Source organism: Flavobacterium swingsii (genome assembly GCF_900111965.1).
GTDB classification, from domain to species: Bacteria; Bacteroidota; Bacteroidia; order Flavobacteriales; family Flavobacteriaceae; genus Flavobacterium; species Flavobacterium swingsii.
On the sequence record NZ_FOJT01000006.1, the window covers coordinates 135,041 to 150,722 of the forward strand.

15 protein-coding genes are annotated in these 15,682 nt (G+C 30.6%); 2 read left to right on the forward strand and 13 right to left on the reverse strand.

The window, feature by feature from the left end; translation table 11 throughout:
• Nucleotides 1–3: 3 nt before the first annotated feature.
• Genes BM053_RS11325 through BM053_RS11335 form a run of 3 tightly spaced genes read right to left on the reverse strand, consistent with a single transcriptional unit; the run spans nt 4 to nt 4,628 of the window.
• Nucleotides 4–2,016 (reverse strand): protein-disulfide reductase DsbD family protein, encoded by a 2,013-nt coding sequence (locus BM053_RS11325; RefSeq protein ID WP_091477485.1) that lies wholly within the window; start codon nt 2,014–2,016, stop codon nt 4–6.
• A complete protein-coding gene (gene tilS, locus BM053_RS11330) occupies nt 2,016–3,320 on the reverse strand; it encodes a tRNA lysidine(34) synthetase TilS (protein ID WP_091477487.1) in 1,305 nt (434 codons plus the stop codon). Before tilS ends, BM053_RS11325 begins: the two co-directional genes overlap by 1 nt.
• A 21-nt stretch (nt 3,321–3,341) precedes the next feature.
• Nucleotides 3,342–4,628 (reverse strand): anthranilate synthase component I family protein, encoded by a 1,287-nt coding sequence (locus BM053_RS11335; protein ID WP_091477489.1) that lies wholly within the window; start codon nt 4,626–4,628, stop codon nt 3,342–3,344.
• 186 nt (nt 4,629–4,814) lie between these two features.
• Here BM053_RS11335 and BM053_RS11340 point away from each other — a divergent pair, with 186 nt between their 5' ends.
• Nucleotides 4,815–5,720, forward strand: coding sequence for a DUF4349 domain-containing protein (locus tag BM053_RS11340; RefSeq protein WP_244148525.1), 906 nt, complete (start codon nt 4,815–4,817; stop codon nt 5,718–5,720).
• Nucleotides 5,721–5,859: 139 nt separating this feature from the next.
• Nucleotides 5,860–6,501, forward strand: a complete 642-nt coding sequence (locus BM053_RS11345) for a M15 family metallopeptidase (protein ID WP_091477493.1) — start codon at nt 5,860–5,862, stop codon at nt 6,499–6,501.
• A 45-nt stretch (nt 6,502–6,546) separates the two neighbouring features.
• Here BM053_RS11345 and BM053_RS11350 read toward each other — a convergent pair whose 3' ends face one another.
• From BM053_RS11350 to tsaD, 10 genes are all read right to left on the reverse strand, one after another.
• On the reverse strand, nt 6,547–6,960 hold the full coding sequence (locus BM053_RS11350; RefSeq protein WP_091477495.1) for a hypothetical protein: 414 nt from the start codon (nt 6,958–6,960) through the stop codon (nt 6,547–6,549).
• A 34-nt stretch (nt 6,961–6,994) separates the two neighbouring features.
• Nucleotides 6,995–7,564 (reverse strand): hypothetical protein, encoded by a 570-nt coding sequence (locus BM053_RS11355; RefSeq protein WP_091477497.1) that lies wholly within the window; start codon nt 7,562–7,564, stop codon nt 6,995–6,997.
• A gap of 5 nt (nt 7,565–7,569) precedes the next feature.
• Nucleotides 7,570–8,748, reverse strand: a complete 1,179-nt coding sequence (locus tag BM053_RS11360; RefSeq protein WP_091477499.1) for a THUMP-like domain-containing protein — start codon at nt 8,746–8,748, stop codon at nt 7,570–7,572.
• Nucleotides 8,748–9,836, reverse strand: coding sequence for an AI-2E family transporter (locus BM053_RS11365; RefSeq protein ID WP_091477501.1), 1,089 nt, complete (start codon nt 9,834–9,836; stop codon nt 8,748–8,750). Before BM053_RS11365 ends, BM053_RS11360 begins: the two co-directional genes overlap by 1 nt.
• A 77-nt stretch (nt 9,837–9,913) precedes the next feature.
• Nucleotides 9,914–10,885, reverse strand: coding sequence for a zinc metalloprotease (locus BM053_RS11370; protein ID WP_091477691.1), 972 nt, complete (start codon nt 10,883–10,885; stop codon nt 9,914–9,916).
• Nucleotides 10,886–11,220: 335 nt separating this feature from the next.
• On the reverse strand, nt 11,221–12,192 hold the full coding sequence (locus BM053_RS11375) for a zinc metalloprotease (protein WP_091477503.1): 972 nt from the start codon (nt 12,190–12,192) through the stop codon (nt 11,221–11,223).
• Nucleotides 12,193–12,421: 229 nt separating this feature from the next.
• Nucleotides 12,422–13,060, reverse strand: coding sequence for a DUF4159 domain-containing protein (locus tag BM053_RS11380; RefSeq protein ID WP_091477505.1), 639 nt, complete (start codon nt 13,058–13,060; stop codon nt 12,422–12,424).
• 88 nt (nt 13,061–13,148) lie between these two features.
• Nucleotides 13,149–13,796: an HAD family hydrolase gene (locus BM053_RS11385; RefSeq protein ID WP_091477506.1), complete on the reverse strand. Its 648-nt coding sequence runs from the start codon at nt 13,794–13,796 to the stop codon at nt 13,149–13,151.
• Between the two features lie 56 nt (nt 13,797–13,852).
• Nucleotides 13,853–14,557 carry a 16S rRNA (uracil(1498)-N(3))-methyltransferase gene (locus BM053_RS11390; RefSeq protein ID WP_091477508.1) on the reverse strand — a complete coding sequence of 235 codons (705 nt, stop codon included), beginning with the start codon at nt 14,555–14,557 and terminating at the stop codon, nt 13,853–13,855.
• A gap of 1 nt (nt 14,558) precedes the next feature.
• On the reverse strand, nt 14,559–15,581 hold the full coding sequence (gene tsaD / locus BM053_RS11395) for a tRNA (adenosine(37)-N6)-threonylcarbamoyltransferase complex transferase subunit TsaD (RefSeq protein ID WP_167357347.1): 1,023 nt from the start codon (nt 15,579–15,581) through the stop codon (nt 14,559–14,561).
• Nucleotides 15,582–15,682: the final 101 nt, after the last annotated feature.

The window sequence follows — 15,682 nt, forward strand, 5'->3', positions numbered from 1 at the left end:
TTTTTATTTTTTAAATTTAGAAATTCCGTCTTCTAACCAAGTTTTGTATTCCTGAATGTTTGGCGTGTAAGGTACAGCTTCGTTTAATTTTTTTTCATTTAAATCTATCAAAACATAATATGGTCTTGCATTTGTACCATAGTTCAATCGTTGAAATTCGCTCCATTTCTGACCAACAGTCGTAACTTTGTTTCCCGTTTCTTTAGAAATGTATTGTTCATTTTCGGGTAACTCTTTTCTATCATCACCATAAAGTGAAATTAATACAATCTCATTTTTAAGTATTTTTAAAACCGTTTCGTCAGACCAAACATTGTTTTCCATAACTCTACAATTCTGACATTGCTTTCCTGTAAAATCTATCAAAATTGGCTTGTTTACTTCTTTTGCATAAGCCAAACCTTGCTCATAATCTTCGAAAGAAACTAAATTATGAACACCCAAAACAGCATTTTTTGGTAATTCTGTCGTGTTGCTTGAAACTGTATTATTTCCAAATCCTTGTGGACTTTCGCTATAAGTACTTGGTGGCGGAAATGCCGAAATCATTTTTAGTGGTGCTCCCCAAAGTCCAGGAATCATATAAATTGTAAAGGATAATGTTATAACTGCCAACACCAATCGACCAACTGAAATATGATTTAGTGGACTATCATGCGGCAAGGTAAATTTACCAAATAAATATAAAGATAAGGCTCCGAAAATGGCAATCCAAATCGCAATAAAAACTTCTCTTTCTAATAAATGTAAATCTAAACCAATGTCTGCGTTAGAAATAAATTTCATTGCCAATGCGAGTTCTATAAATCCAAAAACGACTTTTACAGTGTTTAGCCAACCACCAGATTTTGGCAAATTACTAAGTAGGCTAGGAGCAAGAGCAAAGAACATAAAAGGTAAAGCCAATCCTAAACCAAAACCTAGCATTGCTATCGATAGAATTGTCGCTCCTCCATCAGAATTTAATGAGGTTCCCATTACCAAACCAATTGCTGGACCAATACAAGAAAAGGAAACAATAATTAAGGTTAATGCCATAAAAAAGACACCAATTAATCCGCCTTTGTTGGAAGCATTATCTACTTTATTTGCAAATTTGTTAGGAATTGTAATTTCGAAAGCACCAAAAAAGGATATGGCGAATATTGTAAATATTAGAAAAAAGAAAATATTCAAATAAACATTATTGGATATTTCCGCAAAAATATCTCTATTTATTCCTTCTATCAAATGGAACGGAATTGTAATTAACACACAAATGGCAACAATACAAAATCCGTAGAAAAACGCATTAAATTTCCCTTTAGATTTGCTTGTAGATTGTTTCAAGAAAAAACTAACCGTCATAGGAATCATAGGGAATACACAAGGTGTGATGGTAGCAAATAATCCTCCTAAAATTGATAACAAAAAGATAGACCAAATCCCATTATTTTCGCTTTTTTCTTCATTTTTTGGAGTAACAATTGGAGCGATTTCTTTTGCAATATCAGTTTTTACAGTTTCTGTTACTGCTGTAGATGAATCTATATTTTCAATAGCAATTACAGGTTTTGTAGCTTGAATTTCTGCTGATTTTGGAATTTCAAATTGAAATGATTTATTAGAATTAATACAAGATTCTTTACAAACTTGGTAATCTAAATCAACTTTTATGTTTTTTAAATTGGGATTTGTAACTTTTATTTTCTGAGTTAAAGTCACATTTTTCTCAAAATAAGTTTCATTTACTTCAAAAACATCATTAAAAGCAGTTTTTGTTTTACTTTCTTGAGTTTTCCCAACCAATTCGTAATCACCTTTTGTAAATTTTAACTCCGTTGGAAGTGGTCCGCCATCTGGTGTAAACTGTGAATAAACATGCCAACCAGCATCTATTTTTCCTTCAAGAATTAGGTTAAATTCTGTTTCAGATAATTTTTCAACTCGTGAGTTCCATTTTACTGGTTCTATAATTTGAGCTTGTGTACTTAAAAAAGTGAAAAATAGGAGTAAAGCTGCTAGTAGTTTCTTCATTATAATAATTCTAATTGTATACTATTTTTGGTTGTTTTATTTGCTATAAATCTTTGGTCTGCTCGTTTTCCAATTACCCAAACAATTTGATTGTTGGAACATAAAAGCCAAGTTTTTTCTTTTTCTATCAATGACATTTTTTCGTCTTTAAAGTACTTACTCAACTTTTTTTTGCCATTCATTCCCGATGGATAAAAAGAATCACCTTCGCTCCATTTTCTTATTGTTAATGGAAATTGTAATAAATCTTCATTCACAAATATAATTGAATTATTAGGAGCAAAAATGTCATTTACTTTACAAATATATAAATTTAAGGGAATTTTAACTTCTTTTTGTTCTTTTTCGATAAAATAGACTTCATTTTCTAATTCTTTTATTTCTTCTAAAATTAAAAAATCTCGGTTTTTTAGTAATCGATAATTTTTTGAAAATATTTGTTTTCCTGATTGAGATTCGACTAAATTATAAATATCCTCCCAAGCTGTAAAATCATATTCTCGCAACCATTGGTACAAATAGGATTTGTAATTGGGTAATTGATTCAGTTTTTTTAAATCAAAGGAAATTATATCATTATCTTCTTGTACTACTTGTTGATAAATCATAATCGAAGCATCTTCGACCATAATTTGTGATTCTTGCAAATAATTTTGTGTCTTTTGGAAGGAATCCAAAAAATTAGGATTCAATTCTTTTAATATTGGAATCAAATCATGACGAATTTTATTTCTCAAATATTTATCGGAAGCATTGCTCGAATCTTCTCTCCATTTTAGGTTGTTTACTTTGGCATATTCTTCTATTTCCGAACGAGAAAATGGTAATAATGGACGAATAATTTGTTCGTTTTGTTCAGGAATTCCTGTCAATCCATCTAAACCTGTTCCTCGAGTTAGATTTATGATAAAAGTTTCCAGATTATCATCAGCATGGTGCGCAGTAAGAATAAAATCGAAATTTTCGGTCTCTAACAATTCATAAAACCAATTGTAGCGAAGTTCTCGAGCGGCAATTTGAGTTGATAATTTATAATCTTTAGCAAAATTCTCAGTATCAAAAAGCGTTACAAACACTTCAATATTATGAGTAGAAGCATAATCTTGAACAAATTGCTGATCGCCAAAACTCTCTAAACCACGCAACTGGAAATTACAATGCGCAATGGCAATATTATAATTCAGTTCCTGAAATAAATGCAATAGTATCATACTGTCAATTCCTCCGCTTGTGGCCAAAAGAAGTTTTTTCTCCTTCAGAAAAGGAAAATTTTTAGATAGATGATTTTGTAGTTTTAAAAGCATTTTCAAAAGTAATTATTTAATTTAACTTAATACTTCTAACATGGCTTTAGCTTTTAACAAACATTCTTCATATTCATTTTCAGGAATTGAGCCAGCAGTAATGGCGCTTCCAACAGAAAAAGAAACATATTTTTCTTCCGAATTATGTAAAATACTACGAATCACGACATTAAAATCGAAATCGCCAGTAGGAGTGAAGTAACCCAATGCGCCACTGTACAAACCACGTTTTGTTTCTTCTAATTCTTCAATAATTTTCATTGCCGAAATTTTTGGAGCACCAGTCATACTTCCCATAGGGAAAGTAGTTTTCAGAATATCAATCGGAGAAGTTGTGTGAGAAACTTCCGAAACAACTGTTGAAATCATATGATGAACTTGTTTGAAAGTATAAATTTTGCACAATTCAGCAACTTGAACAGAACCTTTTGTGGCGGTATGTGATAAATCGTTTCGAACCAAATCGACAATCATCACATTTTCCGAGCGTTCTTTAGGGTTTTGTGATAATTCTAGTTTCGATTTTTCGTCTTCAATAACATCAGAAAATCGTTTTGAAGTTCCTTTTATAGGTTGCGAAATTATTTTTGTTTCTTCTTTTCGTAAATAACGCTCTGGCGATGCCGAAAGCAAATAATTTGTATTGTTTTTGAAAAACACAGAAAAGGGTGGTTCCGAAATTGTATTCAGTTTAGTATAAATTTCTAATGGATTTATTACGACATTTTCGGCAAAAAACTCCATACAAAAATTAGCTTCATAAATATCGCCACGATTGATATGTGTTAGCATTGTGCCAACTTTTTCTAAATATTTTTCTTTAGAAATTTGTTGTTCAATTTTGATATTAACATCACTAATGTCTTTTGATTCTTTACTTTGGATTATTTCTTCAAAATCATCTTCAACTTCATCATCACACATATTTAGGTATTGAATTTCGAGCTGATTTCCTTTCAATAAAAATATTTTTTTAGGCTGAAAGAAAAACAAATCAGGAAAATGCAAACCATCATAATTTTTAGAAAATAAATCTTCGGTATTGTTTTTTAAATCATACGATAAATAACCAAAAAGCCAATCTCGTGTTTGCGATTGGTATTGTTTTAAATATTCAAAAGCGTTGTAATAGTCAGTTTTTATTGATGTAAAAGCATCTACAGCCAAAACACAATCGTAGCCGGAATATTCTTGCGGATAATTATTACTGTCTAGAAAAACAACTTCTCTAAACTGATTTCCCCAAGCTAAAAGTTGCTTTTTAAATAAAATTGGATCTTGTAAATCCTTAAAAATAGATGTTCTCAAATCGAAAATGAATATTTAACAAAATTACAACATTTTACCTGTAATGAATCAAAGTTTTTGGCACAGTTTTTAGTACAGCTAGAATTATGTATTAACAAATAAATTCATATTAAATTATTGATTGAAAACTACCTTCAAAATTCTTTTTTAAAACAGTAACCTCAATTAATATTAAATATGAAAATCATGAAAAAAACTCCAACAATCGGCTTGGCATTATTACTGGTAGCTATTGCTTATTCTTGCAAAGATGGAGCTGCAGAATCACCAACTACCGAAGAATCTGCTTCTGCAATGGAAGAATCAATCGATGCAAAAGCAGCAACATCTTCATCGGCAGCAGTCGAACCCAAGAATTCTAAAAGAAAATTTGTTAGAACGGCCGACATTAAATTTAAAGTAAAAAACGTCCCGAAATCGACTTATGCCATTGAAGATGCGACGACAAAATTTGGTGGTTTTGTAACCTATACAAACCTGGAAAGCAACGTTTCTAGCAAAGACGAAACCAAGGTAAGTCAAGACAGTACGCTGGTTACCACAAAATTTACGGTCGAAAATAATATTACCATTAGAGTTCCCAATGCTCGATTGGATACGGTCATAAAAACCATTGCAAAACAAATAGATTTTCTCGATTTTCGAGTTATAAAAGCTGACGATGTTACTTTACAAATGTTATCGAATCAAATGGCGCAAAACAGAAGCAATAATTCCGAGAAAAGAATCGAAAAAGCGATTGATGATAAAGGCAAAAAATTAAATAATATTATCGATGCCGAAGATCATTTAGATGATAAAAAAGAACAAAATGATGCTAGCAAACTCGAAAATTTATCATTGAAAGATCAAGTGAATTTTAGCACATTAACATTACAAATTTACCAACGAGAAGCCGTAAAACAAGAAATGGTTGCGAATGAAAAAAGTATAAACGCATATCGTCCCAACATTGGTTTGCAAATTTGGGATAGCTTAAAAACTGGCTGGTTTATGCTTGAAGCCATTATTGCATTTGTCGTACAATTATGGGGAATCGCCTTAATTGCAATTTTGGGTTATTTTGGATATAAGAAATACTTTAAAAAATAAACCTTTTTGTCTTCCTGAGCGGAGTCGAAGGACAAAAAGGTTTCGACTCCGCTCAACCAGACAAAAATGTAAAAGCTATAAACCACTGGGAAACTGGTGGTTTTTTATTTATATTTGTGTTTAACAACTCCAAAGAATAATGAAAATAAAAACACTATTGCTTTTCGTATTTATTATAAATTATATAATTCCCTGTAAATCACAAAACACACAGCAAAATCAAGTAATTATTAGCGATACAACTTTTGTAAACATAAAAGATTATAGTTCTGATTTTATTTTAGACATGAAATATGCTACCGAAGATAATTTCTTAAAAACCAAAGTTTACGATTGCGAATCCTGTTTTTCACGTCTAAAAACGGTAAAATCCTTGATAGAAGCCAATGACGAATTTAAGAGAAAAGGCTACAAAATAAAGATCTTCGATTGTTACCGACCGATTGATGTTCAGAAAAAAATGTGGGCCATTGTTCCCGATGTAAATTATGTAGCGAATCCAACAAGAGGTTCAATTCACAATCGTGGTGGTGCAGTAGATATTACTTTAGTTGATGAAAATGGTATCGAGCTTGAAATGGGAACTGCTTTCGATTTTTTTGGCATAGAATCTAGCCACGATTACAGAGATTTTCCACGAAAAGTTTTGAGAAATAGACGATTACTCAAAAAAATTATGACACGAAATAATTTTGAATCTTATGATTCAGAATGGTGGCATTATAATTTAATAGATTCTAAAAAAGATAATTTATCTAATTTTAAGTGGAAATGTGAATAAAAATTGAATTATAACTAATATTTTTTTAATAATATATATTTAAGATTATTTTTGTTTCCGAATTCCTTTTATGATAACCACTGAAAACAAAAATGATATTATAATTTCTAACACTCCAATCATAGAATCAAGTAAAGTCCAAGCAAAACCTTCTTCCATATCTCCATTTACATTTCTATATTCAGGAGCAATTATCCAGTACCATTGAAAGAAAAGAATTGTTTTTGCAACTAAAAACCCAAAAATTGATGCAAAAGACAATTTCAAATAAATTGATCGAAAATTTTGAGTGTCGATTATTTTTCTGCTAAAAAAAGATGTTACAAATGATGCAATTATCAACGACAACAATTCCACTAAGTAACCAACTTCGTGATATTTAAATTGCTTTACAAAAGTTCTTAAAATATATTCGGTTACAAGAAATAGAATGAAAGCAAAAATCAGTTTGTTTTTCATGGTTTAAGCGATGTTTCTTAACAATTACTGCTAACTATTCGATACATGAAATATTATCAATAAAGAAATTTTCGGGTTCAAAAATACCAGTTATTTTTTCGCCACGAAGTTCTTTTTGTAATATGTAATCTTGGGTTTCGGAAGCTAATTTTATTCGCATCATTATTATCGGATATTTTTTCAAATCATCAAAATTGTCTTTTATAAACAGAAAATGAGCATTTAGCAAGCGATTGTTTAGTTTTTCTTGAGCATTGTAAATCAAATTATCACATTCGTTTTCGCTAGCATTTACTAAAGTATATATTTTCCCATTTGATAATTGAAAATATACTTTCGAGTTTTTATCGAGGCATTTAGGTGTAATAAAATCAGTGTTTTTTTGAATGATTTGAAGGTTTAAAACTGGCGTTCCGTTATCAGATATTAGTGATAAGAAAACTAGTTGCGCCGAATTACCAAAGACTTTTTCGTAAACCAAACAACTTTTGGTTTCTTTTAGTGTTCCAATAGAATCGGTAACATTTACGCTATATTCACAAGGTTTTTGTGCAAATAATACGGTTTGAAATAAGAAAAATAAAATTAATATAGGAATTCTCATTGGGTTTAAATTTTGGCGCAAATTAAGACAGTTTTACAATTATTCATATCGGTCGTAAAAAAAGTATAGGTATTTCCGCCATCGCTTATTCTCCATTTTTTTCTAATGTTTTCGACAGTTTCTGGAAAGTTTCTGGTTGTAATATTGGCTTTGGTATTTACTAGAAATTCTTTCATTTCATTTTTATTATATTCAAAATAATTTTCAATTTTGAATACTCGTCCTGGAAAATCTATTATTTCGTCCGATGTATATAAATGAGAATGTTGGTGTAGTTTTTCGAGCTTAAAATGATTTGAAACCAACTCGAAAGCTCCCGATTTTAATATAGCGGAATTGGGTTCGTAAATGTATTTTTTAGGTAAGGTGTAATTTTTGTTTTCTATTTCTTGATTCAAAATAAAGTCAAATTTTTCTTCTTTTTCTTTATTAAAATTGATGGTTTTTATAGTAATTGAATCTTCATGATTTTTCTCGATTTCCCATAATAATTCTTTTACTTCATTATTTATAGCAACAATATGTATGGTTTTTACATTCTGTAATTCATTCAAACCTGAGGTAATATCTAGTATTGGTGCTGTTTTTATAAGTATTTTATCAGAAAACTGAAAATAATCTTCTAGAAGTTCAGGAACATTGGGCAAGCAATCTTTTAGCATAAAAACTTTGCCTTTTGTATTGCTTCTTCTGGATGGATCGATATAAATCCAATCGAATTTTTGATTTAATTTTTTTAATGTTTCAAAACTATCTCCTTGTAGACAAGTGATGTTTTTAGCGTTTAAAATTTCAAAATTATGTTTTACAATTTCAGATAATTCTTTATTTAATTCACAATGAAATACTTGATTTATTTTTTTTGAAAAATAATAATCATCTACACCAAAACCACCAGTTAAATCGATTAAATTTTTGCCCGAAATAAGATTAGATTTGTATAAAGCTGTTTTCTCGGACGAAGTTTGCTCGACCGATATTTTGCTTGGATAAATAATTTTTTCGTGAGCATACCAAGTTGGTAATTTTTCTTTTGCTTTGCTTTTTGCTGAAATTTGTGTCAGTATTTCCACCCAAGGAATTTCTGGAAAAGGATTTTTTTGTAAAGCTAATTTCGAAATGTTAGCATCAATATTTTGAGAGATAAACTCTTGTACAGCAACTGATAATAATGCAGTAATCATTAGATGTTTTTTGTAATGAGTTGCACAATTTTATTCTCAGGAAAAAATTCTTTGGCAATAACTTTTAGCATTGTATAAAACGGAATGGCGATAATCATTCCTGTAATTCCAAAAAGAAATCCGCTAATTAAGGTGATTAAAAATATTTCGAGCGGATGAGAATTGACACTTTTTGAAAAAATTATGGGTTGAGAAATATTATTATCAATTAACTGAACAATCCAAAAACCGATTAAAACATATAAAGTTGTAGGTAAAATATCATGCTGAAAATCGCCTCCTAAATTGCTAATCATTGTTAATATTGCTGCTAAAACTGAACCAATTAATGGGCCAACATAAGGAATGATATTTAATAACGCGCATAAAAAAGCAATGACGAAAGCGTTTTCTACTCCAAAAATGAGTAAAACAATTAGATATAAAATAAAAACAATCGATAGTTGAATGAGCAATCCAATAAAATAACGGCTGAGCATTTCATTTGTTTTAGTAAATGAATTCAGAATTTGTTCTTCGTGATTGTCTGGTAAAATTCTTTTGATACCTTTTGAGAACATAATTTTGTCTTTCAAAAAGAAAAAAGTAATAAACAAAATCGAAGCCAATCCCATGCCAAAACTGCTCATCGTTCCTAAAATAGAATTTAAAATTGTTGGAATAAAATTGAAATCTATTTTTGAGGTTAAACTCGAATCATTCAACAATTTTCCAGCATTTATATGATGATTTGTTAGATAAATTTTAAACTGATTAATCAATTCGGTGGCATTAGTTTCAATTGTTTTGGTATCTAATAAAGATAAATTTTCGCTTTGAGATACAATAAGCGGTACAAACATCAATATTAATCCGACAAAGGCAAGAGCTAACAAAAACATGGTAAATACAACGGCTAGTGTGTTGGAAAATTTTAATCTTCTTTTCAAAAAAACTACAAATGGGCTTGTAATAAGTGTAAGTATCAGTGAAACTATCAAATAAATGATTACAGATTGAATTTCATATAAAAAAAATAAGAGTAAAGCAATTCCAACAATAATAGCCAATGCTTTTATAATTCCGTTTGCAATAATTTTTGATGTCATTTCATATAAATTGAGAAACGAATATAATAAAAAAAACTCGCTATAAGAGCGAGTTTTTAGTTTATTTAAGAAAGATATTACAATCTGAATGAAGCTCTAGAACCTCCTACAGCAAATACTGCATTAGCTCTGGTTTTTTGTCCTAATGAGAACATGTACATTCCTCTATCGTCAGTATAATCCATATAGTTCATATACATTTCTAATGGAGCACCAGAACATGTACTTCTGTGACCTACAGCTGGAACACCACCATTAGCGGCATTATGTACAGGTGTATCAGAAACTAAATCAGATCCACAAGTTGCATCTCCCCAAATGTGACGTAAATTCATCCAGTGACCTACTTCGTGCGTTGCAGTTCTTCCTAAGTTAAAAGGATAAGAAGATGAAGTTGAGCTTGTTACTCCAGTATATTTTCCGTCGCAAACAACTCCGTCAGTTGTAGATGATCCTCCAGGAAATTGAGCATATCCTAAAATTCCTCCACCAATAGTACAAACCCAGAAGTTTAATTTTGTAGTTGGTGAAGTTGGTGCTAAACCACCAGAAGCAGTTTTTTTCATAGCGTCGTTAGTTCCCCAAGAAGTTTTTGTAGTCGATTTTCTGATAACTTGATCTAATACAAATGTAATTCCTACATTTGCTCTTACTGATGAGTAAGGATTGTTAGCAGTATTGTAATCTGAATTCAAAGCATTGAAATCTTTGTTTAACACATCAATTTGTGATTGAAGTCGCGCTAAAGAAACATTTTCAGTAGTTGTACGATACAATACATTAAATACTACTGGAATTTCAATTTTCCCATTTACAATTCTTCCTGTTGATATTGCATTTTGAGTAAATCTTTCGATTTCAGCCATTTTAGATGCTAAAGCAGGATTTTCTTTAATTTGACGCTCTAATACTTCTTGAGAAGCACAACTTTTGTGTGTAATAGATGCACTTGGTGTAGCGTCTTGTTGAATATCAGATGCAACATTCTCATCTTTTTGACAAGAAAACATAAAGAATACTACCGAAGCAGTTAATAACAATTTTTTCATAATTTGTTGGTTTGGTTGGTAATTTGTTAGTTTTTTATTTAAATGTTTGGCAATACTATAAATAATTAAACAATTTGCAAAATTTTTATTAAAAAAAAACACTTAAAAGTATAAAAGAATAAATCTATTAAATGTTAATAACTTCGGTATTGATAGTAAAATAAGGTAATGAGGATTATATTGTTGTTAAAAATTATTTAACAAAAAAATAATACTTTTTTTACGTATTTGACAAAATTTGACTCTATTAATTATATAATTATTAAAATATGTAAAAATGTTTAAAATATAAAACTCGCTACAAGAGCGAGTTTTAATTTATTATATAAGGGATATTACAATCTGAAAGAAGCTCTAACGCCTCCAACAGCAAATATTGCATCAATTCTAGATTTTTGTCCTAAAGAGAACATATACATTCCTCTATCATCAGTATAATCCATATAATTCATAGTCATTTCAACCGGAGTACCAGAACAAGTACTATAATGTGGATAAGCTGGAACACCATAATTAGCCGTATTGTGAACAGGCGTGTCTGAAACTAAATCAGATCCACAAGTTGCATCTCCCCAAATGTGACGTAAATTCATCCAGTGACCTACTTCGTGAGATGCTGTTCTTCCTAAATTATAAGGATAAGAAGATGAGCTAGAACTTGTAACTCCAAAATAATTAGCATCAATTACAACACCATCAGTTGCTGAAGAACCTCCAGGAAATTGTGCATATCCTAAAATACCACCACCAATAGTACAAGACCATATGTTTAGTTTTGTTGTTGGGGAAGTAGGGTTCAAACCTCCTTGTTTAGATTTTTTCATTGCATCTCTTGTTCCCCAAGACGATTTTGTAGTCGATTTTCTAATTACTTGATCTAGTACGAAAGATATCTCAACATTGGCTTTTACTCCAGAAAATAAAGCTGGAACTTGGTTGTAGTCTGTGTTTTGAGCATTAAAATCTTTATTTAGAACATCAATCTGAGATTGAATTAATGCTAAAGAAATATTTTCAGCAGTTGTTCTGTACAAAACATTAACGACTACCGGAATTTCAATTTTACCATTTACAAGTCTTCCTGTAGCTATTGCATTTTCAGTAAATCTTTCAATTTCAGCCATTTTAGACGCTAAATTCGGGTTTTCTTTAAGTTGATTTTCTAAGACTTCTTGCGAAGCACAACCTCTTTGAGCTGAAGTGTTTAATGGATTTTGGGTTGGTGATTGATTTTCATCAACATTGTTGTCATTTTGACAAGAAAACAGTAGCAAAGCTACTACGGAAGTTAAAAACAATTTTTTCATAATAAATTTTGGTTTGGTTAATAATTTGTAATAGTTTTTAATAATTGTATCGAAATACTTTTAAAAAACTACAAATACTTAAATTTATTGTGTGGAATAATTATTAAAACATAATTTAAAACAAAACATAAATTGTTAATATCTTGTTAAAGCGTTGTAAAATTAAGACTTTAATGTAAAAGGAATGTTAATAACTTACTTGTGTAAAATTGATATTTTTTTATTAAAATTAATTATTGAAAATATAGTTGATGATGTTTGCACCCATTTTTAAAGCTTTTTCTCTAATTGCTGAAGGGTCATTATGCACTTCTGAATCTTCCCAGCCATCACCTAAGTCACATTCGTAAGTATAAAGCAGAACCAATTTAGTTTCTATAAATATTCCAAAAGCTTGAGGCCTTTTCATGTCATGCTCGTGAATTTTGGGTAATCCGTCGGGAAAAGGAAATGGTTTTTGGAAAATAGGATGGTTTGCTGGAATTTCGACTAAAGCTTCATTTGGGAAAAGTTTTACAATTTCTTTCCTTATATATTGGTCCATTCCGTAATTATCATCAATATGAAGAAAACCTCCAGAACGAAGGTAGTTTTGTAGGTTCTGAACTTCTGCTTCATTAAAAACTACATTTCCGTGTCCTGTCATGTGAATAAATGGATACGAAAAAATATCAGCACTTGCTGGAGTAACAGTAATAGGTTTGGTTTTTATAGTAGTATTTATATTCTGATTGCAAAACTTTATCAAATTAGGTAACGATGTAGGATTTGCATACCAATCTCCGCCGCCACTATATTTTAGTAAAGCGATTTCTTGCGAAAAGGATAATGTTGAAGTAAAAAATATAAGATAAATTATTTTTTTCATTTTTAAAACTTATGTCTTTTGTTGTCTCGCACGCTTTAAGCAGTGGTGGAGTATTTATCACTGCTGTTAGCTGTTATTTCTAATTAATTCAATTTTTAAAACTTAGCAAACTCGCTAATTCTTCGAAACTATAAAAGATTATAGCTCCTTCGTCTTTTAATTCTTTTTCATTGTTTTCGTTTGCAAATCCATAAACTTTAAATCCTCCTTTTTTCGCAGAAATCACGCCAGCTTTACTGTCCTCAATTACGATGCATTCGTTTGTTGTAAATCCCATTTCTCTTGAAGCAAATAGAAATATTTCAGGATCTGGTTTCCAACTATTAATTTGGTATGAACTGAATATTTTATTTTCAAATTTTTCAATCAAACCTGTTGTTGTTAAATTCAAATTAATTTTTTCTATTGGTCCACTTGAAGCAACACAATAAGAAATAGATAAACTGTCAATAAATTTTTTTACGCCTTTAATCGGTTTCAATTCAGTTTTAAATGCCTCGAAAGTTTGTTTTCTATATTCACTCTCAAATTTATCAGGCAATGTCTTATTTGTCAACTTTTCAATTTGTTGAAAACTATCTTTTAAACTTCTACCATTGAAATTTTTAATAGCATCTTCAATAGTCATTTCAAGACCAAATTCCTTTGCCATTGAAAGCAATATTTGATTTCCAATAATTTCACTGTCAACGAGTACTCCGTCACAATCAAAAATTATACATTTAATATCTTCCATATTTTATTGAGTTCATTTTTTACTGATGCCTTTTACTAAATGGCTTATTACTAAATTTACTCATTCACAAAAACCACACTATGACAAGCGACCATTGCTGCCGTTTCTGTTCGTAATCGTGTGTTTCCCAAAGATACAGGAATATAATTGTTGGTTAAGGCTAATTGGATTTCTTTTTCAGAAAAATCGCCTTCAGGTCCAATGAGTATAGTATATTTTTCTTTTGGTTTGATGGTGTTTTTTAATAATTTTTTTTTGGTTTCCACGCAATGTGCAATGCATAAGTTTCCGTCGTGTTGCTGACTGATAAATTCTTTGAAGGAAATTGGTTCGTTTAATTTTGGTAGAAAAAATTGCAATGATTGTTTCATTGCCGACAATATAATCTTATCGAAACGCTCATTCTTAACTATTTTTCTTTCGGAACGATCGCATATAATAGGAGTAATTTCGTGAATTCCCATTTCAGTAGCTTTTTCGAGAAACCATTCGAAACGATCATTCATTTTTGTTGGTGCAACAGCAAGATGAATATAAAAATCTGTCGGTTTAGATGTTTCGGTTGTAACGATTCTTACCGTACATTTTTTTTCGGAAGCTAAAATAATTTCTGTCGAAAATAAATTGCCTAAACCATTAGTAACATGTAAAATATCGCCTTCGGTTTTACGTAGTACTTTAACAATGTGTTTGCTTTCTTCTTTATCAAAAGAAAACTCATTTGCAGCGTTATTTATATCGGGATTGTAAAATAATTGCATACTAAAAATCGATTCGTGCTTTGCTAACCACAGAAGCATCATTAAATTTATTTTCTAAAAAACGCTGGTAACCTACAATGCCAATCATGGCTGCATTATCAGTTGTATATTCAAATTTTGGAATAAATGTTTTCCAACCGTATTTTTTTTCGGCTTCTTTTAATGTGTTTCTAATTCCTGAATTTGCCGAAACGCCACCGCCAATTGCAATTTGTTTTATTCCTGTTTGTTGTACGGCGAGTTTTAGTTTTTCCATCAAAATTTCTATAATAATATTTTGTATAGAAGCGCAAATATCATTCCGATTTTCATCGATAAAATTTGGATTCTCTTTTACATTATTCTGAATGAAGTATAAAATTTGGGTTTTTAATCCAGAAAAACTAAAATCTAAATTAGGCATTTTTGGTTTCGTAAATTTATAAGCCTTCGGATTTCCCAATTGTGCATATTTATCTACTAATGGCCCACCAGGATAGGGAAGTCCTAATATTTTAGCACTTTTATCGAATGCTTCTCCTACAGCATCATCAGTAGTTTCACCTATGATTTCCATATCAAAAAAACTACTTACTTTTACAATTTGGGTATGTCCGCCAGAAATGGTTAATGCCAAAAATGGAAATTCGGGTTTATCGAAACCTTCTTCATCAATAAAATGAGCTAAAATATGTGCGTGCATGTGGTTTACCGCAATTATCGGAATATCTAACGACATCGCCATGCTTTTTGCAAACGAACTTCCTACTAATAGCGAACCCATAAGTCCTGGACCTTGCGTGAATGCAATGGCCGACAACTGGTCTTTAGTAACATTGGCTTTTTTTAGCGCAACATCTATTACTGGAACAATATTTTGTTGGTGAGCACGTGACGCCAATTCAGGAACTACACCGCCATATTGCTCATGTATAGCTTGTTGCGCAACAATATTAGACAATACTTTGTCATTTTGCATCACAGCCGCCGCAGTATCATCGCAAGAACTTTCGATAGCTAGAATAAAAATTGGTTTTTGATGCATAAAAGGCACGGATTTTGCGTTATATTTGATAAACCGATATAAAATATTTAATTTTACATCGAAGCCCAAAAATAAAGATTTTTTATCAAATCTAAAGGTTT

What these genes read in the sequence shown, in the direction of transcription:
- BM053_RS11370 (WP_091477691.1), bottom strand. Translation starts at nt 10,885, where the DNA reads ATGAAAAAATTGTTATTAACTGCTTCGGTAGTATTCTTTATGTTTTCT.
- BM053_RS11355 (WP_091477497.1), bottom strand. Translation starts at nt 7,564, where the DNA reads ATGAGAATTCCTATATTAATTTTATTTTTCTTATTTCAAACCGTATTA.
- BM053_RS11350 (WP_091477495.1), bottom strand. Translation starts at nt 6,960, where the DNA reads ATGAAAAACAAACTGATTTTTGCTTTCATTCTATTTCTTGTAACCGAA.
- BM053_RS11345 (WP_091477493.1), top strand. Translation starts at nt 5,860, where the DNA reads ATGAAAATAAAAACACTATTGCTTTTCGTATTTATTATAAATTATATA.
- tsaD (WP_167357347.1), bottom strand. Translation starts at nt 15,581, where the DNA reads ATGCATCAAAAACCAATTTTTATTCTAGCTATCGAAAGTTCTTGCGAT.
- BM053_RS11365 (WP_091477501.1), bottom strand. Translation starts at nt 9,836, where the DNA reads ATGACATCAAAAATTATTGCAAACGGAATTATAAAAGCATTGGCTATT.
- BM053_RS11390 (WP_091477508.1), bottom strand. Translation starts at nt 14,557, where the DNA reads ATGCAATTATTTTACAATCCCGATATAAATAACGCTGCAAATGAGTTT.
- BM053_RS11385 (WP_091477506.1), bottom strand. Translation starts at nt 13,796, where the DNA reads ATGGAAGATATTAAATGTATAATTTTTGATTGTGACGGAGTACTCGTT.
- BM053_RS11340 (WP_244148525.1), top strand. Translation starts at nt 4,815, where the DNA reads ATGAAAAAAACTCCAACAATCGGCTTGGCATTATTACTGGTAGCTATT.
- BM053_RS11380 (WP_091477505.1), bottom strand. Translation starts at nt 13,060, where the DNA reads ATGAAAAAAATAATTTATCTTATATTTTTTACTTCAACATTATCCTTT.
- BM053_RS11325 (WP_091477485.1), bottom strand. Translation starts at nt 2,016, where the DNA reads ATGAAGAAACTACTAGCAGCTTTACTCCTATTTTTCACTTTTTTAAGT.
- BM053_RS11375 (WP_091477503.1), bottom strand. Translation starts at nt 12,192, where the DNA reads ATGAAAAAATTGTTTTTAACTTCCGTAGTAGCTTTGCTACTGTTTTCT.
- tilS (WP_091477487.1), bottom strand. Translation starts at nt 3,320, where the DNA reads ATGCTTTTAAAACTACAAAATCATCTATCTAAAAATTTTCCTTTTCTG.
- BM053_RS11360 (WP_091477499.1), bottom strand. Translation starts at nt 8,748, where the DNA reads ATGATTACTGCATTATTATCAGTTGCTGTACAAGAGTTTATCTCTCAA.